At 62.0% G+C, this 25,563-nt stretch carries 24 protein-coding genes and 2 tRNA genes; 9 read left to right on the forward strand and 17 right to left on the reverse strand.

The features are described 5' to 3' along the window. Positions 1–162: 162 nt before the first annotated feature. The 13 genes from rplL to R3F07_10095 all read right to left on the reverse strand — a co-directional run bounded on the left by rplL (position 163) and on the right by R3F07_10095 (position 9,330). Entirely contained in the window at positions 163–543 is a 381-nt protein-coding gene (gene rplL, locus R3F07_10035; GenBank protein ID MEZ5276707.1) for a 50S ribosomal protein L7/L12, read from the reverse strand. 158 nt (positions 544–701) lie between these two features. Continuing rightward, positions 702–1,217: a 50S ribosomal protein L10 gene (rplJ, locus tag R3F07_10040; protein ID MEZ5276708.1), complete on the reverse strand. Its 516-nt coding sequence runs from the start codon at positions 1,215–1,217 to the stop codon at positions 702–704. A 13-nt stretch (positions 1,218–1,230) separates the two neighbouring features. After that, positions 1,231–1,923 carry a 50S ribosomal protein L1 gene (gene rplA, locus R3F07_10045; protein ID MEZ5276709.1) on the reverse strand — a complete coding sequence of 231 codons (693 nt, stop codon included), beginning with the start codon at positions 1,921–1,923 and terminating at the stop codon, positions 1,231–1,233. 49 nt (positions 1,924–1,972) lie between these two features. Then, complete coding sequence (gene rplK / locus R3F07_10050) at positions 1,973–2,398, reverse strand: 50S ribosomal protein L11 (GenBank protein ID MEZ5276710.1); 426 nt, start codon at positions 2,396–2,398, stop codon at positions 1,973–1,975. A gap of 24 nt (positions 2,399–2,422) precedes the next feature. Then, complete coding sequence (gene nusG, locus R3F07_10055; protein ID MEZ5276711.1) at positions 2,423–2,956, reverse strand: transcription termination/antitermination protein NusG; 534 nt, start codon at positions 2,954–2,956, stop codon at positions 2,423–2,425. A 53-nt stretch (positions 2,957–3,009) separates the two neighbouring features. Beyond that, positions 3,010–3,213: a preprotein translocase subunit SecE gene (gene secE, locus R3F07_10060; GenBank protein MEZ5276712.1), complete on the reverse strand. Its 204-nt coding sequence runs from the start codon at positions 3,211–3,213 to the stop codon at positions 3,010–3,012. 12 nt (positions 3,214–3,225) lie between these two features. Next, a tRNA-Trp gene (locus R3F07_10065) sits at positions 3,226–3,301 on the reverse strand. Positions 3,302–3,379: 78 nt separating this feature from the next. Further along, positions 3,380–4,570: an elongation factor Tu gene (gene tuf, locus R3F07_10070; protein MEZ5276713.1), complete on the reverse strand. Its 1,191-nt coding sequence runs from the start codon at positions 4,568–4,570 to the stop codon at positions 3,380–3,382. 72 nt (positions 4,571–4,642) lie between these two features. Beyond that, positions 4,643–4,718 (reverse strand) — tRNA-Thr (locus tag R3F07_10075). A 112-nt stretch (positions 4,719–4,830) separates the two neighbouring features. Then, positions 4,831–5,610: a hypothetical protein gene (locus tag R3F07_10080; GenBank protein ID MEZ5276714.1), complete on the reverse strand. Its 780-nt coding sequence runs from the start codon at positions 5,608–5,610 to the stop codon at positions 4,831–4,833. Between the two features lies 1 nt (position 5,611). After that, positions 5,612–6,061: a biopolymer transporter ExbD gene (locus R3F07_10085; protein MEZ5276715.1), complete on the reverse strand. Its 450-nt coding sequence runs from the start codon at positions 6,059–6,061 to the stop codon at positions 5,612–5,614. Next, positions 6,058–6,726 (reverse strand): MotA/TolQ/ExbB proton channel family protein, encoded by a 669-nt coding sequence (locus R3F07_10090; GenBank protein ID MEZ5276716.1) that lies wholly within the window; start codon positions 6,724–6,726, stop codon positions 6,058–6,060. Before R3F07_10090 ends, R3F07_10085 begins: the two co-directional genes overlap by 4 nt. A gap of 30 nt (positions 6,727–6,756) precedes the next feature. Beyond that, positions 6,757–9,330, reverse strand: a complete 2,574-nt coding sequence (locus R3F07_10095) for a tetratricopeptide repeat protein (protein MEZ5276717.1) — start codon at positions 9,328–9,330, stop codon at positions 6,757–6,759. A gap of 241 nt (positions 9,331–9,571) precedes the next feature. Here R3F07_10095 and R3F07_10100 point away from each other — a divergent pair, with 241 nt between their 5' ends. Both R3F07_10100 and R3F07_10105 read left to right on the forward strand, forming a co-directional pair. Further along, positions 9,572–10,162, forward strand: coding sequence for a LemA family protein (locus tag R3F07_10100; GenBank protein MEZ5276718.1), 591 nt, complete (start codon positions 9,572–9,574; stop codon positions 10,160–10,162). A 30-nt stretch (positions 10,163–10,192) separates the two neighbouring features. Further along, positions 10,193–12,097, forward strand: a complete 1,905-nt coding sequence (locus R3F07_10105; GenBank protein ID MEZ5276719.1) for a M48 family metallopeptidase — start codon at positions 10,193–10,195, stop codon at positions 12,095–12,097. Positions 12,098–12,169: 72 nt separating this feature from the next. On the opposite strand, the gene R3F07_10110 is transcribed toward R3F07_10105, so the two are convergent. Next, positions 12,170–12,541, reverse strand: a complete 372-nt coding sequence (locus tag R3F07_10110; GenBank protein MEZ5276720.1) for a dUTPase — start codon at positions 12,539–12,541, stop codon at positions 12,170–12,172. 216 nt (positions 12,542–12,757) lie between these two features. Between R3F07_10110 and R3F07_10115 the strand changes: the two genes are divergently transcribed. The 5 genes from R3F07_10115 (at position 12,758) to R3F07_10135 (ending at position 18,084) form a co-directional block, all read left to right on the forward strand. Then, positions 12,758–13,789: a hypothetical protein gene (locus R3F07_10115; GenBank protein ID MEZ5276721.1), complete on the forward strand. Its 1,032-nt coding sequence runs from the start codon at positions 12,758–12,760 to the stop codon at positions 13,787–13,789. A 152-nt stretch (positions 13,790–13,941) separates the two neighbouring features. Further along, positions 13,942–15,246 carry a UDP-N-acetylglucosamine 1-carboxyvinyltransferase gene (murA, locus tag R3F07_10120; protein ID MEZ5276722.1) on the forward strand — a complete coding sequence of 435 codons (1,305 nt, stop codon included), beginning with the start codon at positions 13,942–13,944 and terminating at the stop codon, positions 15,244–15,246. 145 nt (positions 15,247–15,391) lie between these two features. Next, complete coding sequence (ruvB, locus tag R3F07_10125) at positions 15,392–16,420, forward strand: Holliday junction branch migration DNA helicase RuvB (protein ID MEZ5276723.1); 1,029 nt, start codon at positions 15,392–15,394, stop codon at positions 16,418–16,420. Between the two features lie 300 nt (positions 16,421–16,720). Then, positions 16,721–17,182: a hypothetical protein gene (locus R3F07_10130; GenBank protein MEZ5276724.1), complete on the forward strand. Its 462-nt coding sequence runs from the start codon at positions 16,721–16,723 to the stop codon at positions 17,180–17,182. Next, the gene (locus R3F07_10135) at positions 17,179–18,084 is read left to right on the forward strand and encodes a GTP-binding protein (protein MEZ5276725.1); all 906 of its coding nucleotides are present in this window, start codon (positions 17,179–17,181) and stop codon (positions 18,082–18,084) included. The genes R3F07_10130 and R3F07_10135 overlap by 4 nt, the downstream gene beginning before the upstream one ends. A gap of 189 nt (positions 18,085–18,273) precedes the next feature. On the opposite strand, the gene R3F07_10140 is transcribed toward R3F07_10135, so the two are convergent. Beyond that, positions 18,274–19,269 carry a Gfo/Idh/MocA family oxidoreductase gene (locus R3F07_10140; GenBank protein MEZ5276726.1) on the reverse strand — a complete coding sequence of 332 codons (996 nt, stop codon included), beginning with the start codon at positions 19,267–19,269 and terminating at the stop codon, positions 18,274–18,276. A gap of 238 nt (positions 19,270–19,507) precedes the next feature. Between R3F07_10140 and R3F07_10145 the strand changes: the two genes are divergently transcribed. Beyond that, complete coding sequence (locus R3F07_10145; GenBank protein MEZ5276727.1) at positions 19,508–19,978, forward strand: prepilin-type N-terminal cleavage/methylation domain-containing protein; 471 nt, start codon at positions 19,508–19,510, stop codon at positions 19,976–19,978. A gap of 203 nt (positions 19,979–20,181) precedes the next feature. Here R3F07_10145 and R3F07_10150 read toward each other — a convergent pair whose 3' ends face one another. Further along, the gene (locus tag R3F07_10150; GenBank protein MEZ5276728.1) at positions 20,182–21,261 is read right to left on the reverse strand and encodes a Gfo/Idh/MocA family oxidoreductase; all 1,080 of its coding nucleotides are present in this window, start codon (positions 21,259–21,261) and stop codon (positions 20,182–20,184) included. 100 nt (positions 21,262–21,361) lie between these two features. Here R3F07_10150 and R3F07_10155 point away from each other — a divergent pair, with 100 nt between their 5' ends. Beyond that, positions 21,362–23,395, forward strand: coding sequence for an alpha-amylase (locus tag R3F07_10155; GenBank protein MEZ5276729.1), 2,034 nt, complete (start codon positions 21,362–21,364; stop codon positions 23,393–23,395). 9 nt (positions 23,396–23,404) lie between these two features. On the opposite strand, the gene mdoH is transcribed toward R3F07_10155, so the two are convergent. Then, positions 23,405–25,555, reverse strand: a complete 2,151-nt coding sequence (gene mdoH / locus R3F07_10160; protein MEZ5276730.1) for a glucans biosynthesis glucosyltransferase MdoH — start codon at positions 25,553–25,555, stop codon at positions 23,405–23,407. Between the last annotated feature and the right edge of the window lie 8 nt (positions 25,556–25,563).

A 25,563-nucleotide genomic window follows, 5' to 3' on the forward strand; every position in this document is an offset into this window, starting at 1 on the left:
GCGGCTCGGTGTGCGGATGGAAACAGTTGGTGAACAGAATTCGTTCAGCGGCGAAATCGGGCCGGAAATCGCCGAACAACAGAAATGGCGAGGACAGGCACGGCATTGAGCCGAGCCTGCCCCGAAAAAACGCGGTCGCTCGCGCGAGCACGCGGCGTAATGTTACTTGACTTCGACAGAGGCGCCGGCGGCTTCGAGCTTCTTCTTGGCTTCCTCGGCTTCGTCCTTGGTGACACCTTCCTTGACAGGCTTCGGTGCGCCCTCGACGAGATCCTTGGCTTCCTTCAAGCCGAGTGAGGTCATCGCGCGGACTTCCTTGATGACGGCGATCTTGTTGGCTCCGGCACCGGTGAGAATGACGTCGAATTCGGTCTTCTCCTCGGCCGCCTCGGCGGCAGCGGCGGCCGGAGCGGCGGCTACGGCCACAGGAGCGGCGGCGCTGACGCCCCACTTCTCCTCGAGGTCCTTCACCAGGCTGGCGATTTCCAATACGGACTGGCCGCTAAGCCAATCGATCACTTGTTCTTTGGTCAGGTCTGACATGGTATTTCCTTGAATGGCTAGTGACCCCTCGACGGGGTGCGTTTAAGGGCGGATGCCCCTGGCCTTTTTCTTTGGATTGTTGGTCTTGTGGTTAGCCCGGAGACGTTCGCCGTCACTGACGCCCGCCTGCCGGAAAAGTATCTGGTTTCTGAAAAGGATCAACCCTCGGCCTGACGAACCTTGGCCTGCAGGACGTTGACCACACTCGACGGGATGGCGTTGAGGATCCGGACAAGGCTCTGGGCCGGCTGGGTGAAGAGACCGAGCAACTGGGCCTGGAGCACCTCGATCGAGGGCAACTCGGCCAACTCCTTGACTTTCCCCGCGTCGATGGCCCGGTCCCCGAGGATCCCCACCTTGACCACCGGTCGGCTCTTCTCATCGAAGAACTTCTGGACGATCTTGGCGACGCCGCTGGGATTCTGGCCTCCGACCACGATCGCGGTCGGCCCGGTCAGAAACGAATCGAGATCGGGAAGACCCCGGCTCTTGGCCGCCGCCTTGAGGATGCTGTTCTTCACCACGTGAAATTCGGCTTTCTCCTCGGAAAGCCGGTCGCGCAGATCCGAAACCTCGCCCACCGTGATCCGGTCGTAATTGGCCAGGAAAACGTAGTCCGACTTGGACAGATGATTGGTGACCTCTTCAACGAGGTACTTTTTCGCTGCTCTCATCAGGTTACAGGGTCTAGAATTGGTTGTAGTCGGAAGCGGCCAGGCGCACTCCGGGTGTCATTGTCGCGGTCAGGGTGGCCGACATGATGAAACGCCCCTTCACGCTCGCCGGACGGGCGGCCCCGACTGCGGTCAGCAGGGAACGGACATTCTCGATCAGTTGCTCGGTGGAAAAGGAGCGCTTGCCCACGCCCACGCCGATATTGGCGGTCTTGTCGACCTTGAACTCAACCCGGCCCGCCTTGACTTCCTTGATCGCCTTGGCCAGGTCGTCGGTTACCGTTCCCGACTTCGGATTCGGCATCAGACCCTTTGGTCCGAGGGCCCGGGCGATCGTCCGCACCTCGCGCATCGCCTCCGGAGTGGCCACGGCCACATCGAAATCGAACCATCCGTTCTGGATCTTCTCCATGTAGTCCTTCAGTCCCGCAAAGTCCGCGCCGGCCGCGATTGCGGCGTCGGCATCGGTCGTAAACGCCAGGACCCGGACCTTCTTGCCGCTGCCATGGGGAAGAACCACCGTTCCCCGGACCATCTGATCACCCTGACGGGGATCGACCGCCAGGCGGAAGGAGACTTCGACGGTTTCGTCGAATTTCGCCTTGGGAAATTTGTTGAGCACGGCAACCGCTTCTTCCAGCGGGAATTCCTTGCTCAGGTCAGCCACCTCGAGAGCGGCCTTGTACTTCTTGTGCAGTTTTACCATTGATTACTCCTTGCAGTGCAAACGCCGTTCGGGCTCCTGCGTCTCCTGATCAGTCGATCACATCAATACCCATGCTGCGGGCGGTGCCCGCGATCACCTTGATCGCGGCCTCGTCGCTGCGGGAATTGAGGTCCTTTTTCTTCGTCTCGGCAATTTCGAGAAGTTGCTTCCGGGTAACCTTGCCCACCTTTTCCTTGTTCGGGACACCCGACCCCTTGGCCAGACCGGCCGCCTTTTTCAGGAGGACCGCCGCCGGAGGGGACTTGAGAATGAAAGTGAATGACTTGTCCGCATAGACCGTGATGACAACCGGAAGGATCAGTCCGGCCTGCTCCTTGGTACGGGCGTTGAAGTCCTTGCAGAACGCCATGATGTTGACGCCCTGGGCACCGAGTGCCGGACCGACCGGCGGTGCCGGGTTGGCGGCTCCAGCCGGCAGCTGCAAGCGGATATATCCAGTAATTTTCTTGGCCATGTGATTAAAGGGAAAGTATAGATATCAGCCGGTCATTCGCTCTACCTGCCAGTATTCGAGCTCGACCGGAGTAAAGCGCCCGAAAATGGATACCGAGACCTTGAGCTTACCTCGCTCGGGGTCGATCTCATCGATCCGACCCGTCAGATTGAGGAACGGTCCATCGGTGATCTTGACCTCCTCACCGGTCTCGAACTGAACCTTAGGTGTCTCCTTGCCCGTCGCAGCCTCGACCCGCGCCCGGATATCCTCGATCTCGGACTCCTTCAAGGGCGAAGGACGCTCACCGCCGACAAAGCCGATCACCCCGTTGGTCTCCTTGACGAAGTACCAGGGCTTGTTGAGAACCTTCCCGGTCTCGTCGTAGAGCTTCATGTGCACGAAGACATAGCCGGGAATCAGCTTGCGGACGATGGTGCTCTTCTTGCCGTGCTTGACCTCGGAAACCGTTTCCGTCGGCAGGAGGACTTCCAGGATCTCGTCGTCGAGTTCCTCGATTGTCTTGTAGCGGTCTATGTACTGCTTGACCTTCCCTTCTTTTCCGGAGAGGGTATGCAACGCAAACCACTGAGCACCAACAGGTTTAGAGGTGGGTCCGCTCATTGATCGGTTCAGTGCATCCAGGAGGTGAAGAGATTCACGACCTGATAGAGGGAGAAATCCGCGATGGAAGTGAAAAACCCGAGGATCACCATGGCGATGATGACGACGAGGGTGGAATCACGCAATTCGGTTCGAGTCGGCCAAGTGGCTTTCTTGAGCTCACCAACGGTCTCACCGGCGAAAATGCGGACGCTGCGGAATGGGTTTTTCATACCTGAAAAAGATGGCAGGACAGGAGGGAATCGAACCCCCAACCAACGGTTTTGGAGACCGCTACTCTACCAATTGAGCTACTGTCCTTCCTGTGGACGATTAAAACAGAGGCGCCGAGGCCCCGATCTTCGGGACCCCGGCGACGAATAGAATGGATCGGGTCGCTTATTTGAGAATCTCGGTCACACGACCGGCACCGATGGTGCGGCCACCCTCGCGGATGGCGAAACGCTGGGCTTTCTCCATCGCGATCGGCGCAATCAGGTTGATCACAAGATTGATGTTGTCACCCGGCATGACCATTTCGACACCCTCGGGAAGATCACAGACACCCGTGACGTCGGTCGTGCGGAAATAGAACTGCGGCCGATAACCGTTGAAGAACGGCGTGTGACGGCCGCCTTCATCCTTCGACAGGACGTAGATCTCGGCACGGGCCTGGGTGTGCGGGGTGATCGACTTGGGAGCCGCGATCACCTGGCCGCGCTCGATCGATTCCTTTTCCACACCACGCAGAAGCACACCGACGTTGTCGCCGGCCTGACCCTGGTCGAGCATCTTGCGGAACATCTCCACACCGGTTACAACCGTCGACTTGGTGTCATGGAGACCGACGATCTCGACAGTGTCCCCAACCTTGCAGATTCCACGCTCGATACGACCGGTCGCGACAGTGCCGCGGCCTGTGATCGAGAAGACGTCCTCGACCGACATGAGGAAAGGCTTGTCGATTTCGCGCTCCGGCTCGGCGATATCCTTGTCAAGAGCTTCCATCAGCGCCTGGATGGCGGCCTTGCCGGTGTCCGTCCCCTCGAGGGCGGCGGTGGCCGACCCGCGAATGATGGTGATGTCATCACCGGGGAACTGGTACTTGCTCAGCAGTTCGCGGACTTCCATCTCGACCAAGTCGAGGAGTTCCTCGTCGTCGATCAGGTCAACCTTGTTCAGGAAGACAACCATGCTCGGGACTCCGACCTGACGGGCGAGCAGGATGTGCTCACGAGTCTGGGGCATCGGACCGTCTGCCGCGCTCACGACCAGAATGGCACCATCCATCTGGGCCGCACCGGTAATCATGTTCTTGACGAAGTCGGCGTGGCCCGGGCAATCGACATGCGCATAGTGCCGCTTTTCCGACTCGTACTCGACGTGAGCGACCGAAATCGTGACGATCTTGGATGCGTCCCGCACGGTTCCACCCTTCGCTATGTCAGCGTAGGACTTGATTTCAGCCAAGCCTTTGCTGGCCTGAACAGAGAGGATCGCCGTCGTCAGGGTGGTCTTCCCATGGTCGACGTGTCCAATGGTACCGACATTGACGTGCGGTTTGGTTCGTTCGAAGGTTCCTTTAGCCATTTCGTTGTGTATTAACTATTTAACAAATTGAATTCCTTATTTAGGGCCTTGGAATCATGCGGCCACCCGGACTGGAGCCCTCGAGCGGATTTGAACCGCCGACCTCATCCTTACCAAGGATGCGCTCTACCGACTGAGCTACAAGGGCACTAGGATTCAGGGAAAGTAAATATGAAAAAGAAGGGAGAAATTGAATAACCGGATTTTCCCCGTCAACTGCAAACTTCCTTATTTCTTGAGCCAGCCCGATTTTCTCCGGTTCAAGGTCCGATCTGGACCGAATAGTAGCCGGGATCGAGCCGCTTATCAAGGTCGAGGCCTTCATTGACGAGATCTCCAAGGGTCGCGTCGACCAGATCCGAACCGGAAGACCGGGTCATCATGGCCTCCCCGACCTGCCCGACCGCATCCACCAGCACCATCCATTCGGCGGGTCGCCAGACCACGTCGAGCTGCAGAGATCCGTCCCCGGATTCGCCCACCGTCGTCTCCGAGACCTTCCGACCACTTCGCAGATCAAAGACCTCGACCATGGCGACCCTCGGTTCCGGCACCACAACCACCCGGTCCACCTGCCCGGCCACTCGGGTGTAATCCGGTTTGAAGGAAGCGAGGGCTCCAACGGGAGAGGAAATCGCCAGTTCGGGCAGCTGGACCAACCCGCCTGCCGAAAGATCAGAGCCAAGCAGTCGCGGCGGATAGGACGGAAAGATGTCACCCGGTGACTTGAGGGGGAGCCGGATGTTTTCCGCATTGGCCACATTCCAGCGGGTCGGGAAATAGAGGGGGGCCGTGTCGGCAAATTCGAGCTGCTCCTTCAATAGTTGGCCCTGCCCTTCACGATCGGTCGAAAGAAACGTGATCGGCGCCAGTCGCCCGGGCAGGGCGGGGGTTTCCCTGCGGGGCAGATCAAATACGACAAGAGCGGCGCCGTGAACGAGGAAGGCCACCACGATCGCGACCAGCCAACGGACGATCCTTACACGCCGCTGACGTCCGGGTCCGGCCTCCCCCACCGTGGCTGTGAGCGTCGACCCCATCTCAAAAACCCGCCCCCCCTTCCACCTCGGGTTCCGCAGCAATCTGTATTTCGAGAAAGCCGGCCGCTCGAGCGATATCACAGACCCGGGACAGGGTGCCGACCGAAACGTCCTCGCCTACCCGGACCAACAGGGTTGTCTCATTCCGCTCCTGTCCGGCACTGAGCAGACTCTGCCCGAATGTTTCCAGGTTGAAGATCCGGCCATCGAACAGGATCCGTTCCGAACCCTCGATCTCCCCGACGGTCAGGACTTCGTAGATGGGAAGCGCGTCCGCCGCCGCCGTCCGGCTATGGGGAAGACGAAGGGTGATCCCCGGGGCAAAGACATAGCTCGAACCAAAGAGCGAGAAGAAGATCGCGATCAGACAGGCGTCAATGAACGGGACGGGATCCATCCGCCGCGACTTCGGGTGAAGCTGCGCTTCGAAATCGAAGGGACGGGCTTTCACGACGGCTCTCCCTCTCCCCCGGCCGGCGCCGGGGCCGTCGGGTCGCTGACCAGGAACTCAACCAGGTCACTGCCAACCCACTCCATGTCATAGACCAGCGCCCGGACCCGTCCCGCGAGAAAATGGTGCCCGAGATGAGCCGCGATGGAGACAGCCAGTCCGCCCGCAGTGGTCAGCATCGCCTGCCAGAGTCCGTTCGACAAGACGGCCGAGTTGGCGTAGACCCCCGCCTGCTCGAACTGGTAAAAGGTTTCGATCATCCCCAGAACGGTGCCCAGCAGGCCGAGCAGCGGGGCGATGTGGGCGATCGCACCGATCGAGCCGATCCTGCGCTCGAGCGCGGGGATCTCGACCAGGGCCGCCTCCTGGATGGCAAACCGGATCTTCTCCTCCCCGTCTTCATAATGAAGAAGACCGGCCTTGACCAGGTTGGCCACCGGCCCGGGTGTCTCCTCGGCTACGGTCAGGGCTTCGACCAACCGACGCTTCTGCACGATGTTCTTGATCCCCTCGAGAAACTCGGTCGACCGGATATGACCGCGGTGGAGAAAAAGGGCCCTCTCAACGAAGATGACCAGTCCGACCGCGCTGATCAGAAGCAGCACCCACATAATGGGTCCACCGCGTTGGAAGAGTTCCAGAAGGCTGAATTGGTCGATGCTCATGTGCGCGTTATTGATTGGGGCCTGCGCCCGTCACGGGCTCACCCGGGAGAGGCGGGCCCTCGCCAGGGTGTCGCCCGGAAGACGGTAATCCAGAATCATTTGGTAGGATCGGCGGGCATTGTCGGGCTGCCCGTCGAGTTCGGAAAACTGGCCAAGCTCGAACAGGGCCCGGGAAACCCAGTAGCGCCCCTCGGACCGCAATTCCGCGGCGACCGCGTCGTCCAGCAGAAACTGCGTGGCGACGGACCAGAGAATCTCCCGGGCGCGGGCGCGGTCGCCATGCCCTTCCCAGGCCAGAGCGAGCTTGACCCCGGCCTCCACCCTCAGGTCGACCGGCGCGTTCGGCAGATCAACCAGGCGCTCCAGCCTCGAAATGGCCGATTCAAACTTTACCGGATCCGTCGCCGTCTGCGCCATCAGGCAGTCGGCCAGCGAGAGCTGGGCCACCAGCCGGTCGGGCCGATCCTGGTAATTGTTTTCCAGATATTCGTAGATCTGCTGGGCCGCGCTGAACTGATTGAGCTTCCGAAGCAGGTCCGCCTGCTTCAATCGGGCGTGAAAAAGAAAGTTGTCGTTGGGGTAGTCACGGGCCAATCGTTCAAGGAGCTGGTTGGCCTCGGTCAGGAACGCATCCTGACCCCGGCGTTCGGCGTTGAGCGCGGCCTCGTAAAGCGCCATCGGCGCATAGTCGCTCTGAGGAAACCGGTCGGCCAGCTCGATCAATTCCTGCTGGGCCTCCACCGTCTTGTTGTTGGCCGAGAGAAAGCGTGCCTTGATGATATAGGAGAAAATGGCAGCCCGACTGTCAGGATATTCCTGCTTCAATCGGTCGAGGATGGCAATCGCCTGTTCGGTGTCCTCGCCGGCAAAAGCGGCCTCCGCCCGGAGGAGAAGCGTGTTGCTGGCGACTTCCCGGCGGGTCTCCGCGTCGATGGACCGGTTGTCCAGTTCGTTCAGATAGGCATCCACCGCATCGGCCAGTCCCGGGGTCCGCCCGGACTCCCCCGCATCCAGGGAGAGACGGGCCCGCAGCCAGAGAAACCGCAGCCGCAGGGCCACTTCGAGATCGTCGCTGTCAACGAATCCCCCCACCCGGCGATAGGCATCCTCCATTCTCCCGACCAGTTGCAGCGCCTTGATCAGATTCCACTCGGCGACCCAGCGGTCGCCCGGAGCGATGACCGAAATGTTGGCCGGATCGTCCAGCATCGCCGTCGCCCGGTCCAGGGAACCCGCACTGATTTCGGAAACCAGCTGCTGGAAAAAGAGCTCTCCGCGAGTCAGGGCGGTGGCTCCCTCCGCGATTGCCATGCCGTAGGCATTGGCAGCATTGCGGAAATCCTCCGGGTTGTTGGCCTGAAGGCCGGCCCGGAAATGGCCGTCAGCCAAAAGAACTGCCAGATTGGCCCGTTGCTCTCCCGCGGGCATCTCCGCCCGGACCTGCACGATGAAATCTGCCGCAGTCCGGTAACGCTGCCGTTGCCAGGAGGCCGCGGCCATGATGGCGAGGGCATTGCGCTTGAGTGAGGATCCCGGAAATCGGGCCAGCAGTTCCCGGGCATCCGCCTCCGTCAGGTCCAAGTCGCCCCGCTGAAGGGACAACTCGGATCGGTAGTAGAGAAGCTGTTCGATCAGCTGGTGGGGCGGATCCCGCCCGATCAGTTCACCGAGCAGATTGAGAAAAGCGCTCGCCTGGGTCGACGCCGGATCAACCACCGCCTCCGCCGTCTGCTGCAGCGCCACCGCCTGAAGGTCGGGTTCGATTCCCCTCACGAGCAAATCGCGGTAGGCATCCCGGCCTACCGGCGAATCGGCACCCGCAATCATCCCGAGCAGCAGGAGAACCTGGTCGCGGATCTCTGTTTCATCAGCCGGAATCAGCTGGGCGTTCTTCTGCAGGACATCAATCGCCTCGGCCTTCTGCCCCAATTGATCCAGCACAACCGCATACTGCTGGACAAACTGAAACCCCAGACGCCGGCCCTGATACTCATCCACCTGTCTCTTGAGATCTCCCGCCAGAGCCGTCGTGGCCTCGCCCGAGACCAGCCGCAGGCGCAACTGCCCGGCCCGGAACTGGGCCAGTTGCGCCGCGGAAACCGCCAGACCGATGGCTTCACTGAACGACGCATCCGCCCGCCGGCGGTCCCCTCGGTTTTCGTAGGCCAGCGCCTCAAGGAAATAATACCAGCCCACATCCTCCTCCGGAAGACGCTCGTCATCGATCGAGCGGAGCTGCCGACCAAGTCCGTCAAAATCGGAATGCTCGATCGCGACCATCGCCTCACGCAGATGAAAACGGTCCTCCCTCGGACCGTCAAAGGCCTCCAAGGCCGCGTTCGCCTCATCGATCTTGCCCTGTCCGATCAATGCCGTGATCAGATTAAGGGCCAGACGGTGCTTCTGACTGGAAGGGATTCGCTCGTCGAGCAGCACGTCGCGGTAAAGGCCCTCTGCGATGGTGTAGAAACCCGCTTCCAGGGCCCGGTCGGCCACCGTGGCATTCCAGAGCATCGAGGTGGGATCCGATCTCCGGTCGATGCGACCCAGGTCCAGCGGGACCGACCCTTCAAATCCGATGACCGGCAAAACGATTCCTGACAAAAGGAGCAGCAGAAGCCCCGGATTGCACACAAACCGGATCCATCCGCTTCTGGTTCTGTTGGGAATTCCTGTCATACCTGCCGAATGCCTGATGCATTGGGACAACATCTTCCGGCCGTTCTTGCGAGATTCAAAATGACTCGCCCACCAGGCTCAATCACTTCTAGAGTGATCATCACCGTGCACCTGGGGCCTTTCAGACCCCTTCTGCCCGTCCCTCAACCTCATATCCGGAAAGTCTATGCTACCGCTGATCATCCTTCTCGCCATCGTCGTGGTTCTCGCCCTCTGGGTGGCCGGCATCTATAATAAACTCGTCGCCCTGAGAAATCGCTTCAAGAACGCCTTTGCTCAGATCGACGTCCAGCTCAAGCGTCGTTACGACCTCATCCCTAATCTCGTCGAAACCGCCAAGGCCTACCTGCAGCACGAGCGCGGGACACTAGAGGCGGTCATCCAGGCTCGTAACTCCGCCCAGCAGGCCAGCCAGAAAGCCGCGGCCCATCCCGAGGATGCCTCCGCCGTCAAAGGCCTGATCGGTGCCGAGACGGCCCTCACCGGGGCAATGGGGCGTTTCTTCGCCCTGGCGGAAGCGTATCCCGACCTCAAGGCCAATCAGAACATGATGCAGTTGACCGAGGAACTGACCTCGACGGAGAACAAAATCGCCTTTGCCCGCCAAGCCTACAATGACTCCGTCATGACCTACAATACAACCCGCGAAAGCTTTCCCACCAACGTCTTGGCCGGAATGTTCAGCTTTTCCGAGGCCGAGCTCTTTCAGGTCGAATCCGAAGCCGAGAAACAGGCCCCCAAGGTTTCCTTTTCCTGAAGCGTCCCCGGCCGCCGGCCGGATCCCGCCATGGATTTCTTTGAAGCCCAGGAAAACGCACGGCACCGGACGTCGCGTCTGGTTGTCTTCTATCTGATCGCCGTCGTCCTCATCGTGGCCGGAGTCTATCTGGCCGCCGTCCTCATCCTCCACTTCGCCGCCGGTGAAAAGCCTCCCCCGCTCGTCCTTTGGCAGCCCGACCTTCTCGGCATCGTCGCGGTCGGCGTGCTCGTTCTCGTCGCCGCCGGCAGTCTCTTCAAGACAGCCAGCCTGAAGAGCGGCGGCGGCGCGGTCGCCCGCCTCCTCGGAGGACGTCAGGTCGCACCGAATACGACCCGGCCAGAGGAACGGCGCCTCGTCAATGTGGTCGAGGAGATGGCCATCGCCTCCGGCGTCCGCATCCCGGAAATCTACGTCCTGCCCGAAGAAGGCATCAACGCCTTCGCCGCCGGCTTTTCCACTGACGACGCCGCCGTCGCCGTGACCGAAGGCTGCCTGAAGACCCTCAACCGCGACCAACTCCAGGGCGTCATCGCCCACGAGTTCAGCCATATTCTCAACGGGGACATGCGCCTGAATATCCGCCTGATCGGACTCCTCTTCGGCATCCTCCTCCTCGCCATCACCGGTCAGATCCTGCTGCGGTCCACCTTCTACAGCGGAGGCCGGCGCCGCGACAGCAAGAGCGGCGGCGCCGTCATGGTCATCGCCCTGATCGGACTCGCCCTCATTCTCATCGGCTATATCGGGGTCTTTTTCGGACGCCTCATCCAGAGCGCGGTCTCACGACAGCGCGAGTTTCTGGCCGACGCCTCGGCCGTCCAGTTCACGCGGAATCCCGGGGGGCTGGTCGGCGCCCTCAAACGGATCGGGGCCCATGCATCCGGCTCGGTTCTGCGCAACAACCACGCGACCGAGGCCAGTCATCTCTTCTTCGCCAACGGCCTGCAAAGCTCCTTCATGAGTCTCTTCGCGACCCATCCGCCCCTGGTCGAGCGGATCCGCGCGATCGACCCTTCCTTCAACGGGGATTTCGGGACCATCGAGGCACCGGGCTCCGACCGGCCGGACCCTGCGCAACCGGCTTCGCCCGGACGGCGAAAAACCGGTGTCGCCGCCGTCGATCGCGACCAGTTCATCACCCGGGTCGGCATGATGGCCGGTCTCACCCTCGCCACCGCCGCCGATGCCCTCGGGTCCATTTCCCCGGAGATCCGGAACGCGGCCCGCGATCCCGAATCCTCCCGCGTGTTGGTACTCGCCCTCCTCCTCGATCGGAATCCATCCGTCCGGGACCGCCAGATCACCGTGGTCACAAACCACCTCGGCGCCCAACTCTCGCACCGGGCGACGCAGACGGTCGCCCTGACCGAGGGCCTCGGCCGGGAAGAGCGCCTCACCGTTCTCGATCTCGCCCTGCCCACTCTCAAGAGCCTTCCCGTGAGTGAGCGGCCCGTTTTTCACCAGGTGATCGACGACCTGATCCATGCCAACCGCGAGGTCTCCCTCTTCGAGTTTGCCGTGCAGCAGCTCCTCCGCCGTTACGTTCCCCTGAACCCCCAACCCGGTAAGCCCCGCCTGCCGGACTTCTATGCGATCAAGCCCCTCGCGGAGGACATCGCCCTTCTTCTCGCCACCCTGGCTGATTCAGCTCACCACGGGAATCCCGAAATGGCGGCCCGCGCCTACCAGGCCGGCGCCGACCGGATGGATGACGTCAAGACCCTGCCCAAACCCGAAGTGACCGGCCTCCAGGCGGATCAGGTCGCGGCAGCCCTCGAACACCTCTCCCGTGCGTCCCTTCCGATCTGCAAGCGTATCCTTGACGCGTGCGTCCAGACCGCCGGTTTCGACGGAACCATCGAAGCTTCTGAAATCGAACTCCTGCGGGCCATCAGCGCCACTCTCGATTGCCCGATACCCCCGGTCGGTTGATGCAGGAACTGGAAGCGAAGAAACAGGACCGGGACCCGGCCCTCCGAAGGTCATCCGTTTCTTCGTCCTGACTCAAATATGTTTCGAGTCGTCGTGATCCTTTTCTTCGTATCCTGAATCCTGACGCTGGTGGTTGACCGCGTTCTTCTTCACGTAGGCCGCAAAGACATCATCCGCAGACATTCCGAGCGTCTGGGCCAGGGATATCAGAAAATGAAACAGGTCGATCACCTCGACCCGGGCGTTCTGCAGATCGAATTCCTGATAGCGTGCCCACCACTTCCAAGGCACCGAATCGATCAGTTCGGCCATTTCCTGCTGCATCGCGCGAGTGTAGTTGAGCACCCATTTCGTCCGCTCTTCCTCATTGAGGTCCCGCAGGTGGACCCCGATCCGGGAATTCAAGGCCTCCTGCATGTCAAAAATCTGCTCGAGCTTGTCCATCAGCCCAGTCCCTACCGACCTGTCCAAATCCCGGCAAGTCCATAACCGAGCCCCGTCGACCACAGGAATGCGGATTTGAGATTGCGGATATGGCCCGCGGCCCGGTAAGGTTTCGGGTTTTGAGGCACAGTCACCGCCACTCCGGCGGCCCCAGCCTCCCTCCAAAAGTATCGGTCGGCACACAACTTTTGCCGCCGCCAGCCCTGAAAACAGTACATGTCAGCGAACGATAACAACCCGGACACCACCGCGGACTCACCTGCCGCCGCAGTCCAGAAACCGGCTGCGCCGAAGACTTCGGCAGCCCCCAGGCAGGTCTCCCGCCTTTACGCGCGAATGCGCCGCGACAAAGTCGGCCCACCACCACCGGCCAGCGCCTCCTTGAGTGCCGAGCCCGTGACCCAGATAGACAACCTGCCCGTTCGGGCCACCGCACCCGCCCATCTGGTCGGGGACGGCAGTCCATCACGCGACGAACGGCCCGAGCGATCCGAACGCCGTGAGGGTTCCGACCGGCCGAGTCGTTATGAACGCCGCGAACGCGGCGGCCGTGACGACCGGGGCGAACGCGGCGGACGCGGAGGCCGGGATGATCGAGGCCGCGGCCGGCGCCAATCCGACGATCGACGCAATTCGGATGACCGCCCACCCGCCACCACGTGGGAAGCACCGGCGGAAGAGACGCCCTCCGAGGCGGATTTTGAGCCTGCGGAAAGGAATCTCGTTCCGGATGAATCGCCCGACCTGACCGAACAGGAGGATCAGGACGAGGAGATCGAAGAGACTGAACGGAACCCGCGCCGGCGCCGGGGCCCCCGCTTCGAGGCTGCCGACGACGAAGCCTCCAACCGGTCACATCTCATTCAGGAATTCAAGCCCTCGAGACACGCCGACCGCTCCACTTCGTCACGATCCGGGCAAACAGGTCCCGAGAAAAAGGGTTCGCTCATGGGCTGGATCAAGTCGGTCTTCACCGGCGGAGAACAGTCGACGCAGACCCCCGAATCAAAACCGTCCGAAACCCCGTCCGGCGACCGTCGCTCCGGAGGCAGGTCCGGCGACCGCGGACGCGGCTCCCGCAGCCGGGGCCAGGGCGGGCGTGGACCCAATCAGGGCCCGCAGTCCGGAGGATCGGATGGAGAAGGTCGCCCCAGGCGCCGACGCCGTCGTGGCGGTGGCGGTGGCGGCGGTGGCCGTAGTCGCGGCGGCCGGCCCGACGGGAATCGACGCCCCCCGAGGGAGGGCTGAATTCCGGCTCTCCAGAAAATCGATCCCGCTTTTCGAAAGCCCCGGTCCGCACCTGACCGGGGCTTTTTCTTGGGCTCCAATCACTCAAGGCATCGCCCGGCCAAACATCCCCTTGCTTCCCGACCGGCGAACAGCCAACACTCAATTCCACCATGGACGTATTGCGAATTGAAGGGGGATTCCCCCTCTCCGGAACTGTCACGGCCGGCGGGGCCAAGAACGCCGCCCTGCCCATCTTTGCCGCCACCCTCCTGACCTCCGAGACTTGCACCATCCGCAACGTCCCGGATCTGAGTGATGTCCGTTTCATGGGCGATATCCTCCGGCACCTCGGTGCCCAGGTCATCGATCGGGGCGAAGGCGTCTGGCAGATCACCGCGGCCTCCCTCACTCACACCGCCCCCTACGACCTCGTCCGCAAGATGCGGGCTTCCGTCTGCCTGATGGGGCCCCTCCTCGGTCGCCTCCGGCAGGCCATCGTCTCACTCCCGGGTGGGTGCGTCATCGGCCCGCGGCCGATCGACCTCCACCTCAAGGGCTTCTCCGGTCTGGGTTGCGCCGTCTCGATCGACAACGGCTATGTCCATCTCGATGGCTCCGAAATGAAGGGAGCCGATGTCTTCCTCGGCGGACGTCACGGCAGCACCGCGCTTGGCACGGCCAATCTCGTCATGGCCGCCGTGCTCACTCCCGGCATTACCCGCCTCGACAGCGCCGCCTGCGAACCGGAAATCGTCGATCTCTGCCACATGCTCGCCGCCATGGGAGCAAGGATCGAGGGCATCGGCAGCCATGCGCTCATCATCGAGGGCGTCTCGGAACTCCACGGAACCGACCACTCCGTCATCCCGGACCGGATCGAAGCCGGCACCTTCCTTCTCGCCGGCGCCATTACCGGTGGCGATGTCACCGTTCGGCAGGCCCGGCCCGACCACCTGGCCGCGCTCCTCGACAAACTCCGGGAAGCCGGCGCCACCCTCGAGATCCTTCCCGGCCCGTCCGTCCGGATCGTCGCGGGGAAGACGCCGCTCAGGCCGGTCGATGTCATCACCCTGCCCCATCCCGGCTTCCCCACCGACCTCCAGGCCCAGATCTGCGCCCTGATGAGCATCACCCCGGGACTGAGCATCGTCACCGAAAAGGTCTTTCCGAACCGCTACATGCATGTGCCGGAACTCCAACGCATGGGCGCCGACATCGCCATCGAAGGGGCCAGCGCCATCATCAAGGGTCATGCCCGTCTCTCCGGAGCCCCCGTCATGGCCTCCGATCTCCGGGCCAGTGCCGCGCTCGTCCTCGCCGCCATGGCCGCCGAGGGAGAGACCTGGATCCAGCGCGTCTACCACATCGACCGCGGCTACGAACGTATCGACCGGAAACTGACTGCTCTCGGCGCCACCATCCAACGCCTGCCCTCCAAAGCCCTCCCCGATTACCTCGCCTCCGGCCTTGAATGAAACCCGGCCAAGCCCGCCCGCCGCCAAAACGGTAGGGCGCGACCGCCGGGCGCGCCTCCATGGCACAATTTCTCCTCTGCCCTCTACCCCTTCTTATCAGCGGAATGCTTTGACCCTATCCGCTCCCTGAACCAAGACTGACCGCGTGACCGAAAAAGGCGTCCAGTTCATCTCCACGACCCTGCAATCCGCCATCACCCCGCAGGAGGCCGCCCTTCGCCCCAAGTCATTCGACGATTTCACCGGACAGCGCAAGACAGTCGAGCGGCTCAAGGTGATGGTCGGTGCGGCCAAGAGGCGGGGCGACGTCCTCAGCCATGTCCTCCTGAGCGGACCTCCGGGCCTCGGCAAGACCAGCCTGTCCTTCATTCTCGGCTATGAACTCGAGCGCAACGTCCGGGTCACCTCCGGTCCCGTCATCGAAAAGGCCGGCGACCTCGCCGGGCTCCTCACCAACCTGGAGGAGGGCGATATCCTCTTCATCGACGAGATCCACCGCATCTCCAAGACGGTCGAGGAATACCTCTATTCCGCCATGGAGGACTACCGGATCGACATCATGATCGACCAGGGACCCAACGCCCGCTCCGTCCGGCTCAACGTCCCCAGGTTCACCCTCATCGGAGCGACCACCCGCAGCGGCCTGCTCACCGCCCCGCTGCGCAGCCGATTCATCCTCCAGACCCGACTCGACTACTACGACGCCGACGACCTGATCAAGATTGTCAAACGCACCTGCCAGCTCCTCGAGATCGAGGCCGACGCCGAAGGCACCCGCGAACTGGCCAACCGGGCCAGGGGCACGCCCCGAATCGCCAACAACCTCGTCTCCTTCGTCCGCGACTTTGCCCAGGAACGGGCCGCCGGCATCATCACCAAGCCGGTCGCCATGGCCGCCCTCGAACTGCTCGAGATCGACGCCGCCGGACTCGACGAGATGGACAAGCGCATCCTCCGCCTCATCGCCAACCAATACAAGGGGGGCCCGGTCGGTCTCTCCACTCTCGCCGTCGCCGTCGGCGAGGAACCGGACACCCTCGAGGAAGTCCACGAGCCCTACCTCATCCAGAGCGGCTACCTCAAGCGCACCGCCCAGGGGCGCGTCCTCACCGAACAGGGTTACCGCGCCATCGGCCTGAAGGCCCTGACCGGCGACCAGCCGACGCTGTTCTAGCCGACGAACAAAACGTAGCATGCAACGTAGCAACCTACGTATTCTTTTCGGATCAAAAACAAACCGTAGGATACTGGAATGGCGCTTAGTTGAGGGTGCTTGTCGTAGTATTGTCTCGGACAACCGTCGCGGCTGGCCGGGGACGTCCAGCCCTACCCCGGATGCTTTGGTTTCCGGTGGTAGGGCGAGGGCCTCCGGACCCGCCGTCGAAGCGCAACCGACAGCTCGTTGGCTCATCCAGTTCATTCGCTAACTGGGCGCCATTCTGGGATACTACGGTTTGCTTGATCGCGGATTGCCATGCCTGCCCTGTCTCTCGCAACTGTCCAACCCGCCGGCGACCTCCGCCGGCGGATGGAGCTCAATTTCCGGCGGCTCCACGATTCCGAGTTTCATTTTGACTCCATGCGCGTCTGCTCGACCGCCCGTGAGGCGCCCGGGGACTGGATCGGTCGCGCTCTCCTCGGCCTGAAACTTCACGCCCACGCCCTCGACCGGGAAGCGCCCCATCGTCTCGAGATCCTCGACCGCCTGCCCGAAGCGTTCAACTCGCGAGGCTATATCGGCACCATCCTTCCAACCGGGTGCGTCGATGAAAACCAGATCGGTGGTCACAACGCCCTGCTCTGCGGTCTCGCCGCCGTTTTCCAACTCGACCACGACGAACGCGCCCTCACCTTCGGCCGGACCATCATCCGCGAACTCTTCCTGCCGGTCGCCGAATCCCGTCACCACCGAACCCGCCTTCTCTTTCAGCAATGAAAATTCCCGTCATCCTCGTGACCGGCTTTCTCGGCAGCGGAAAGACCACCTTCCTTAGGGAAATCGCCCGGACCCGGCCGGAGCAGCGCCTTCTTTTTCTCGTCAACGAATTCGCCCGGACCGATCACGACAGCCTGGCTCTTCGATCGACCGGCCGCCCCACCCACAGCGTGGTCGGGGGCAGTCTTTTCTGTGAATGCAAGGCAGCGGATTTCGTGCGGGTGATGGAGCAGGACGTTCTCGCCGAGAACCGCCGCCAGGCTCTTGACGCCGTCATCATCGAGACCAGCGGCATCGCCGATCCCGAGGCGATCGGCCGGATCATGCGGGATTTCGGCCTCGATATCGCCTTCCAGATCCAACGCATCGTCAGCCTCGTCTCCCCCACCTCCTTCCTCAAACTCGTCCACACCCTGCCCAATATCGCGGCCCAGATCCGGACCAGCGACCTCGTCCTGATCAACAAGACCGACCTCGCGACCGAGGACGCGATCATCGAAACCGAGAGCCGTATCCAGGCCATCCATCCCGGCGTGGAGTCGGTCCGCTGCACCTTCGGAAAGGCACCCTTCGCCTTCGTCACCCGCCAGACCAACCTGCCCCTGGCCGAACTCGCCACCGCCGCGTCCAACCCCTACACCACCCGCACCCTGCCCTTCCCCACTCCCGTCTCCAAGCCGGCCCTTGAGGCCTGGCTCGACGCCCTTCCACCAGACATCCTCCGGGTCAAGGGAACCCTCCGCACCCACCAGGGCTGGGTCCACGTCGACAAGACGATCGAAAGCTGCGAGCTGACCCCCGGAACCGAAACCGAGGCCCCCGCTCTCGTCCTCATCGTCCCCGATGAGTTTGAATCTGGCCTCGCCTCCCTTCAAGGGCCGACCCGAGTCGTTGCCACCTGATGATTACAGCGCACGAGGATGCGGACGGAAACGAGGATTTCCCCGCGATGGTAATCAAACGGAACCTCCGAAATCACTTCGACAGGCAGCTCTAGAGAGACCGTCGCCCCGAGCAGCAAGACACAGACTTTCCGGTAAGCATCCATCAACTTGCGCGCATGAGCCTGCTTGGCTCCTGAAGCGCCGTCATCACACCACCGGCTCCCAACAGCCTTCGGCTGAGGAACGGTAGGCCGCCTCCATCATGGAGACGGCGTCCTGAGTGGCGGCAAGGTCGGCCGCAAGTTCGTCGGCGGGGATCTCGCCCCGGATGGCAGCGACCAGGCGGTCCACCCGGGTCGGACGTCCTTCGACGGACTCGACCGGCCGAGACTTCCCGTCGGGTCCGCCGATGACGTAGCCGCTACCGGGATTCCAGAGCGTCTTTTCCGATCCGGTGATTTCGAGACCGCCGATCCCGCCGGTCTGGGTCCAGGCGGCCTCCACCGTCCCGAGGATGCCGGAGGCGAAGCGCAACTCGGCCAGGCCATAATCATCGGTCGTCGGGTAGATTCCGGAATGATTGGCGATGGTCGCCCAGACTTCGCTGACCGGGCCGAAGAGGGTGCGGACCAGATGGAGGGCGTGCGTGCCCATGTCCATGAAAGCCCCGCCGCCGGATAGTTCCGGCTGGTAGAACCAGTTGAGGTCCGGGTTGTCGAACCACCGCCCATAGGCCGCATGATGGGCGTTGCGGTAGCGGATCCGGGTGATTGTCCCAAAGGCACCCTCCTCGATCAACCGGGCCACCCGCTGCATGAGTCCGTCAAAGGGCTGGAAGTAACCGCAGAATAGAGTCGTCGGATACTTGGCGAGGAGCGCCTGCACCTCCTGCAATTCGACGACTGTGGTGACGAGCGGCTTTTCGCAGAAGACGGGCTTGCCCACCGGGAGGGCCTTCTTCAGGAGGGGCAGGTGCCGGGTGTTCTCGGCGCAGATGATGAAGCCATCGACTTCGGGCTTCGCGAGAAGCGTATCGATATCCGGCTCGAACGGCGCGCCGAATTCCTCGGCGTAGCGCCAGCCGCGCTCCTGATCATCATCCCAGATGCCCGCAATCTTCCGGCCGTCGGAGGCGTTGATGATGTTGGTGAGGAATCCGCGGGTGTGGATATGGGCGGTTGAGAGAAGGGCGATTTGTGCCATGGCGAGCGGAGGGAAGGAAGAGGTGGTCGTGTTGAGGTTTCAGCGGGACAGGGATCAGCTTGAGCAAGAATACTCAGACCAACTGAGTCCTGTTACATTGAGGTGGATACAAGAATGGATTGGCGCGCTTAAATCAAATATCAAAAGCGGGAACCGGCCCTTCTTCCCCTTGTGAGCTTTCCCCATGGGTGCGTATATAGGAGCGTTACGATATTATTCATCCTCATCATACCACACCATGCACAGACCAACCTCCAACGAATCCCGCAGTGGATTCACCCTAGTCGAAATCATGATCGTCGTGATCATCATCGGCCTGCTAGCAGCCCTGGCGATCCCCGCGATTCACAACTCCCAGCGGGCGGCCAAAGGAGCCACCTTCATCAATGACGTCCGCACCTATGGCGCCGCTGCCGAAGTCTTCAGCCTTGAAACTGGAGATTACCCGGAGGCGGCCGGAGCCGGCGTCATGCCGACCGGTCTCGGCGAATACATTCCCACCATGAAATGGACGGCGCCCACCCCGATTGGCGGAAGCTGGAATTTCCTGAAAAACAGCGATGGAATCGTCTCCGCCTTTGGTGCCACCGGTCACAATGCGACCAACGCCCAGTTGATGCACATCGAATCCAAGTTCGACGACGGCAGCCTCTCGACCGGAAAACTGCGGACCATCGCCGGCGGGTACTACTACATCGTCGCCGAGTAAGCACCGGGGAGCGGCAACGTCCCACCGTTTTCTCAGAGCATCGCGTGACAATCCGGTGTAGCCACGCCGCTGGGTCGGCGTTCCCGAAAGCAACTCCGCCAAAGGCACGTCGACATAGCGACGTGGCTACAGAATAAGCCTCAGATCGTCTCAGACAGCACCCAGGGGTCCCTGCAAGCGAACTCGCCGAATCCGGCTCTGCGTTACTTCCGCCGGGCGATCTTGGGCAGACTACCGGTCCGGACGGTCACTTCGCGCCCGCGTGCCTGACTCTGGTAGACCGCCTCGAGGATGGCGATGACCCGGATGGATTCAGTCCAGGGAACCGGAGATGAAAGGTCCCGGCGCACACAGTCGGCGAAGGCGGCCAGTTCGGCATGGTGTGGTGGAACCACTCGGCCGGGGTTTTCCAGTGTCCCCTGTTCGAGCGCGCCTTCGGTCACCCCGGTAAATTCGGTCGAGGGCCACTTGACCCCGCCCTCCAGTCCGAAAAGCTGGCAGCTCATGTCTTCCTTTTCGGATTGATGACCAAGCCAGCTGGTCTCGAGGACCAGCGTTGAGCCGTTCCGGAAGCGGACAAAACCGTTCGCAAAATCCTCGACGGAAACGAGGTCCCGGTCCCATTCACCCCACCCTCCCGGTATCTTGTGTCCCTTGGCGAAATTGGTCCGGGTGGTGCCTGTGACCCGCGAAGGGGTCGGATGATCCATCAACCACAGACAGAGGTCGAGCGCGTGAACCCCGATGTCCATGCAGGGGCCTCCGCCGGACAACTCCTTCTTGAGAAATCCAGGAGAAACCGGGATCAAGTTGCGGCGGGTGGCGTGGACCCGCGCATGGTAAACCTTGCCGAGTCGGCCCGCATCGACCCATTTGCGAACGGCCTGGGCGGCCGGGGTGAAACGCATGTGCTGGGCCGTCATCAGCTTGAGTCCCTTGGCGTCGGCCAATTCGCCCATCGAACGGACCTCTTCGGTTGTGACCGCGAGCGGCTTCTCGCAGATGACATGACAACCTGCATTGAGAGCCGCGGTGACCGCCGGGGTATGAACCTTGTTCGGCGTACAGACATCAACAATGTCGAGCTCCAGTCCGAGCATTTCCCGGTAATCCGTGAAACGCTTCTTGAACCCGAACTGCTCACCCACCACGACAAGGCGTTCTGCGGAGACATCGGAGATGGCGACGATCTCGACATCCGGAACCGCCAGCCATCCAGGAATGTGTTGCCCGGCGGCGATCCCGCCAACCCCGATCAGACCAACCCGAAGCTTCTTTGCCATGGGCCAAAGATGAGAGGCTCCTGCGGAAAAACAAGGCGGAATGACCGTCTCAAATCCTTATCCACTCGACCCGGAGGAAGCTTCCTCCTAAAAGAACCCCATGCCCGCACGAAAGAACCTCCGCTTCCGCCAGATCCATCTTGATTTCCACACAGCCCCACAGATCCCCGGGATCGGCGCCCGTTTCGATCGCAAACACTGGCAGCAGACCCTGAAGACGGGCCACGTCGACTCGATCACCCTTTTCTCCAAATGCCACCATGGCTGGAGCTACCACCCGACCAAAGTCGGTCAGACCCATCCGCATCTCGACTTCGACCTGCTCCGGGCTCAGTTCGATGCCTGCAAGGAGATCGGTGTACAGGCGCCCATCTACATCTCTGCGGGAGTCGACAATGTCGCTTCCCACGAGCATCCGGAATGGCGCGAAGTCGACGCCAACGGCCAGTACTGCGGCTGGAACCGACGCATCGTCGATGCGGGCTTCCACATGATGGACTTCCACTCCCCCTACCTCGATTATCTCTGCGAGCAGATTGCCGAAGTGGTCGCCGCCTATCCCGACGCCGACGGCATCTTCCTCGACATCATCCACCAGCACCAATCCTGCGGCCGCTGGTCGATCGAGTTCATGAAAGCCAACGGGCTCGATCCGACGAAGGAAGGGGATCGCGAGGAATCCAGCCGCCAGGCCCTCCTGAAATACTTCAAGCGGACGACCGAGGCCTGCCTCTCCGGACCCAACCGGAAGATGCCGGTTTTCCATAATTCCGGACATATCACCCCGGGCAGCCGGGATATACTGCCCTTCTTCAGCCATCTCGAACTCGAGTCGCTTCCGACCGGCGGATGGGGGTATGACCATTTCCCGCTTTCAGCCAAATACGTCTCCAATCTCGGATTGGATTACCTGGGGATGACCGGCAAGTTCCACACCACGTGGGGCGAGTTCGGCGGCTACAAACACCCCAACGCCCTCCGCTACGAATGCGCGTCCATGCTTGCCTGGGGCGCCAAGTGCAGCATCGGCGATCAACTCCATCCCGCGGGCTCCCTTGACGAGTCGACCTACCGCGGGATCGGCATCGCCTATGCCGAGGTCGAGGCCAGGGAACCCTGGTGCGTCGGGGCCCGATCGCTGGCCGATATCGCCATCCTATCCAGCGAATCCGAAAATCCCGACCCCCACCATCGCAACCGGCCTTCCGATACCGGAGCCACCCGCCTGCTCCTCGAAGGACATTTTCTTTTCACCGTCATCGATCGGTCCATGGCGTTTTCCCCCTACCGCCTGCTCATCCTTCCCGATGATATTGCCGTGGATCCGAGCCTGGCCCGCAAACTGCGCGCCTATCTTCGGAAGGGCGGCAGGATCCTCCTGTCCGGAAAGAGCGGACTCAAACCCGACGGATCCGGTTTTGCCCTGAACATCGGGGCCACCTGGTCGGGGCAAAGTGAATACCAGCCCGACTTCATCCTGCCTGTGGCCGGACTGCGGCCCTCCTTCGTTGATTCCCCTTTCGTCACCTACCTGCCGTCACAACGGATTCGAGCCACCCGGGGCGAATCGCTGGGCCAGGTTTTCGATCCCTACTTCAACCGGGCCTGGGACCACTTTTGCAGTCATCAGCACGCCCCGGCCCGTCCGGAAGCCTCCGGCTACGACCTCGGAGTGACCCATGGCGGACTGACCTACCTCGCTCATCCGATCTTCACTCTCTACCAGGCCTACGGGACGGTCGCCCTCAAGGAATTCTTCGAGAACCTCGTCCGCTCCCTGATCGGGAACGACGAATCGTTGCGCGTCGATCTGCCCTCGACCGCCCGTGCCACCATCAACGATCAGCCCGGTGAGAAACGCTTTGTGCTCCATCTTCTCCACGCCCCCACCGTGGCGCGCGGCGGGAGCCTGGAAAAGCCCTCCCCGCTCCTTTCCCACCCTCCGAAGCAGATCGAGGTGATCGAGGATCTCATTCCCATCGGTCCGGTCGAAGTCTCGCTCAGGCTGCCCCGAAAAGTGACCGGGGCCCGTCTGGTCCCCGGTGGGAGGAAACTCAAGATCAGCCAGTCGGGGGGCCGCACCATTGTCCGCGTCCCCCGCTTTGAATGCCACGCCATGGTGGAGCTGACCTGAGAGGCCGCCTTACCGGTACAACCCGGTCGGGGGAACCGGGGTGAGCATATTGTACTGTCGGATGGCCAGCTGCCACCAGGAGGCCAGCGCGGCCGCCGGTCGCGACCAGATATGGGTGTGCAGCCAGATGACCGAGTCGGGGTCCATCAGGAGTGATGTTTTTTCCCGGGCGGTCAGCGATCCGGGACCCGCCCGGAGGAGGCGTTCCCGCAGCTCATCCAGATGTGATGTTTCCGGCCGTCGGCTCTGGTCTTTTTCCCGAAGCAGGGAGACGTGAACGGCGTTCACGTAGGGATCCAGCACCGCCTGGATCAGACCATAGTCCGCCGCCAATTCACTCAGCGGCCGGGGACTCTCGCGGCAGGCCTCGAGATGATGTTCCAGCCGGACGAGGATTTCCGGTGGAGCGGTTTCCTCGGGCGTGAGGAAAATACCGGCCCGCCGGGCGGCTTGCCCGAGACGTTCGCTCGCGGTGACCAGAGAAACCGGGATCGAACCGAGCAAGCCCAGAAAGACCGGAGACATCCAGTAAAAGAAGGCCGGATTGATGAGAAAACCCGCCGCTCCCCAGACCAGTCCCGTCAGGGTCTGGCCGGCATGAGTCAGGATCGCCTCCCGCCAATCCGGTCCCGTCGATCCACCCCGTCGCTGAGTCGCCCAACTCACGCTCCGGCCCAGGAGAATGGAAGCGACAAACTTGCTGTGAAAATACATCAGGACCGGCGCGATCAAAAGGGACGCCAGATTCTCCAGGGCCACGCCCAGGGCGATTCGTCTCCAGCCTCCGAATGTCCGGGCGGCATCGCCCTGCCTCGCCAGATCCAGCAGACTGAGCACCTTGGGTAGAAACAGGATGACCACGGTCCCCAGGAGCAGAAGGAAACCCTGCTCGCCGATGCTGATATCGAAAACATCCCAGAAACTGTCGCCGGCGATCAGGGTGAGCCCCGTCGCCTCAAACCGATAAACCAGCAGGGTGCTCAGGAGCAGAAAGAGAAGCCAGAGCGGCGATGCCACGTAGGCCATGATACCGAGAAAAAGGTGCAGACGGCTGACCGGCTTCAGACCCCGGGCCGCCAGAAGCCAGCTGTGCTGCAGATTGCCCTGCGACCACCGCCGGTCGCGTTTGGCAAAGTCGATCAGGTTGGCCGGTCCCTCCTCGAAGGAATCGTCAATGTCATAAGCCAGCCAGACCGACCACCCGCCCCGCCGCATCAGGGCGGCCTCGACGTAATCATGACTCAGGATCTTTCCGCCAAACGGTTCGCTTCCCGGAAGATCGGGAAGGGCACAGTGATCGATGAACGGAGCCAGACGGATGACCGCATTATGGCCCCAGTAATTTCCCTCCCCCTGCTGCCAGTAGTTGAGGCCGGCCTGAAAGACCGGGCCGTAGAGCCGGCTGGCAAACTGCTGCATCCGGGAGAACAGGGTGGTGCCCCGGACGAGCCTGGGCGCGGTCTGGATGATGCCGACCCCCGGATTCTTCTCCATCATCCGGACCAGTTGGACCACGGAACGGCCCGACATGATGCTGTCGGCATCCAGCACCACCATGTAGCGATAGCGCCTTCCCCAGCGGCGACAGAAATCCGCCAGGTTCCCGCTCTTCTTGTTGATATTGACCTTCCGCTTTCGATAAAAAAGCCGCCCGCGCGCCCCCAACTGCTGCGCCAGAGCCACCCAGGCCGCCTCCTCCTCGATCCAGCGATTGGGATCGGGTGAGTCGCTCAGGATAAAAAAATCAAACGGCTCCAGCCGCCCGGTCTTCTCCAGCGAACGGTAGATCACCCGAATACCCTCAAAGACACGGCTGACCTCCTCATTGCAGATCGGCATGACAATCGCCGTCGGGGCCAGTTCGGTCGCGTCATCCGGCTCGGACCAGTCCACGCTGCGGGTCACCCGGCAGAAATCCCCGCCTCTCAGCCGAAGGTAGAAGCCCAGCAACGCCTGGGCGAAGCCAAAGGCGATATTGGCGAAGAGAACGGCGAACAGGATGAGGATGACGGCCTTGAGCCGATCGAATCCGGACCGCCAGAAGAGATCGGCCATCATGACCACCGCCAGGCCGGTCAGGACCAGAACAACCGTTCCGATGAAAATCCGGCGCCGGGTGCTACGCGCCAGGTTCAATCTGTCCGGTTCAAAAAGAGTCATCGGATCAC

Source organism: Opitutaceae bacterium, from assembly GCA_041395105.1.
In the GTDB taxonomy this organism is placed as follows: domain Bacteria; phylum Verrucomicrobiota; class Verrucomicrobiia; order Opitutales; family Opitutaceae; genus B12-G4.

Excerpts from the sequence above, each read along its gene's own strand:
- rplL (MEZ5276707.1), bottom strand. The coding sequence starts at position 543 with ATGTCAGACCTGACCAAAGAACAAGTGATCGATTGGCTTAGCGGCCAG.
- rplJ (MEZ5276708.1), bottom strand. The coding sequence starts at position 1,217 with ATGAGAGCAGCGAAAAAGTACCTCGTTGAAGAGGTCACCAATCATCTG.
- rplA (MEZ5276709.1), bottom strand. The coding sequence starts at position 1,923 with ATGGTAAAACTGCACAAGAAGTACAAGGCCGCTCTCGAGGTGGCTGAC.
- rplK (MEZ5276710.1), bottom strand. The coding sequence starts at position 2,398 with ATGGCCAAGAAAATTACTGGATATATCCGCTTGCAGCTGCCGGCTGGA.
- secE (MEZ5276712.1), bottom strand. The coding sequence starts at position 3,213 with ATGAAAAACCCATTCCGCAGCGTCCGCATTTTCGCCGGTGAGACCGTT.
- tuf (MEZ5276713.1), bottom strand. The coding sequence starts at position 4,570 with ATGGCTAAAGGAACCTTCGAACGAACCAAACCGCACGTCAATGTCGGT.
- R3F07_10080 (MEZ5276714.1), bottom strand. The coding sequence starts at position 5,610 with ATGGGGTCGACGCTCACAGCCACGGTGGGGGAGGCCGGACCCGGACGT.
- R3F07_10090 (MEZ5276716.1), bottom strand. The coding sequence starts at position 6,726 with ATGAGCATCGACCAATTCAGCCTTCTGGAACTCTTCCAACGCGGTGGA.
- R3F07_10100 (MEZ5276718.1), top strand. The coding sequence starts at position 9,572 with ATGCTACCGCTGATCATCCTTCTCGCCATCGTCGTGGTTCTCGCCCTC.
- R3F07_10105 (MEZ5276719.1), top strand. The coding sequence starts at position 10,193 with ATGGATTTCTTTGAAGCCCAGGAAAACGCACGGCACCGGACGTCGCGT.
- R3F07_10110 (MEZ5276720.1), bottom strand. The coding sequence starts at position 12,541 with ATGGACAAGCTCGAGCAGATTTTTGACATGCAGGAGGCCTTGAATTCC.
- R3F07_10115 (MEZ5276721.1), top strand. The coding sequence starts at position 12,758 with ATGTCAGCGAACGATAACAACCCGGACACCACCGCGGACTCACCTGCC.
- murA (MEZ5276722.1), top strand. The coding sequence starts at position 13,942 with ATGGACGTATTGCGAATTGAAGGGGGATTCCCCCTCTCCGGAACTGTC.
- R3F07_10130 (MEZ5276724.1), top strand. The coding sequence starts at position 16,721 with ATGCCTGCCCTGTCTCTCGCAACTGTCCAACCCGCCGGCGACCTCCGC.
- R3F07_10135 (MEZ5276725.1), top strand. The coding sequence starts at position 17,179 with ATGAAAATTCCCGTCATCCTCGTGACCGGCTTTCTCGGCAGCGGAAAG.
- R3F07_10140 (MEZ5276726.1), bottom strand. The coding sequence starts at position 19,269 with ATGGCACAAATCGCCCTTCTCTCAACCGCCCATATCCACACCCGCGGA.
- R3F07_10145 (MEZ5276727.1), top strand. The coding sequence starts at position 19,508 with ATGCACAGACCAACCTCCAACGAATCCCGCAGTGGATTCACCCTAGTC.
- R3F07_10150 (MEZ5276728.1), bottom strand. The coding sequence starts at position 21,261 with ATGGCAAAGAAGCTTCGGGTTGGTCTGATCGGGGTTGGCGGGATCGCC.
- R3F07_10155 (MEZ5276729.1), top strand. The coding sequence starts at position 21,362 with ATGCCCGCACGAAAGAACCTCCGCTTCCGCCAGATCCATCTTGATTTC.
- mdoH (MEZ5276730.1), bottom strand. The coding sequence starts at position 25,555 with ATGACTCTTTTTGAACCGGACAGATTGAACCTGGCGCGTAGCACCCGG.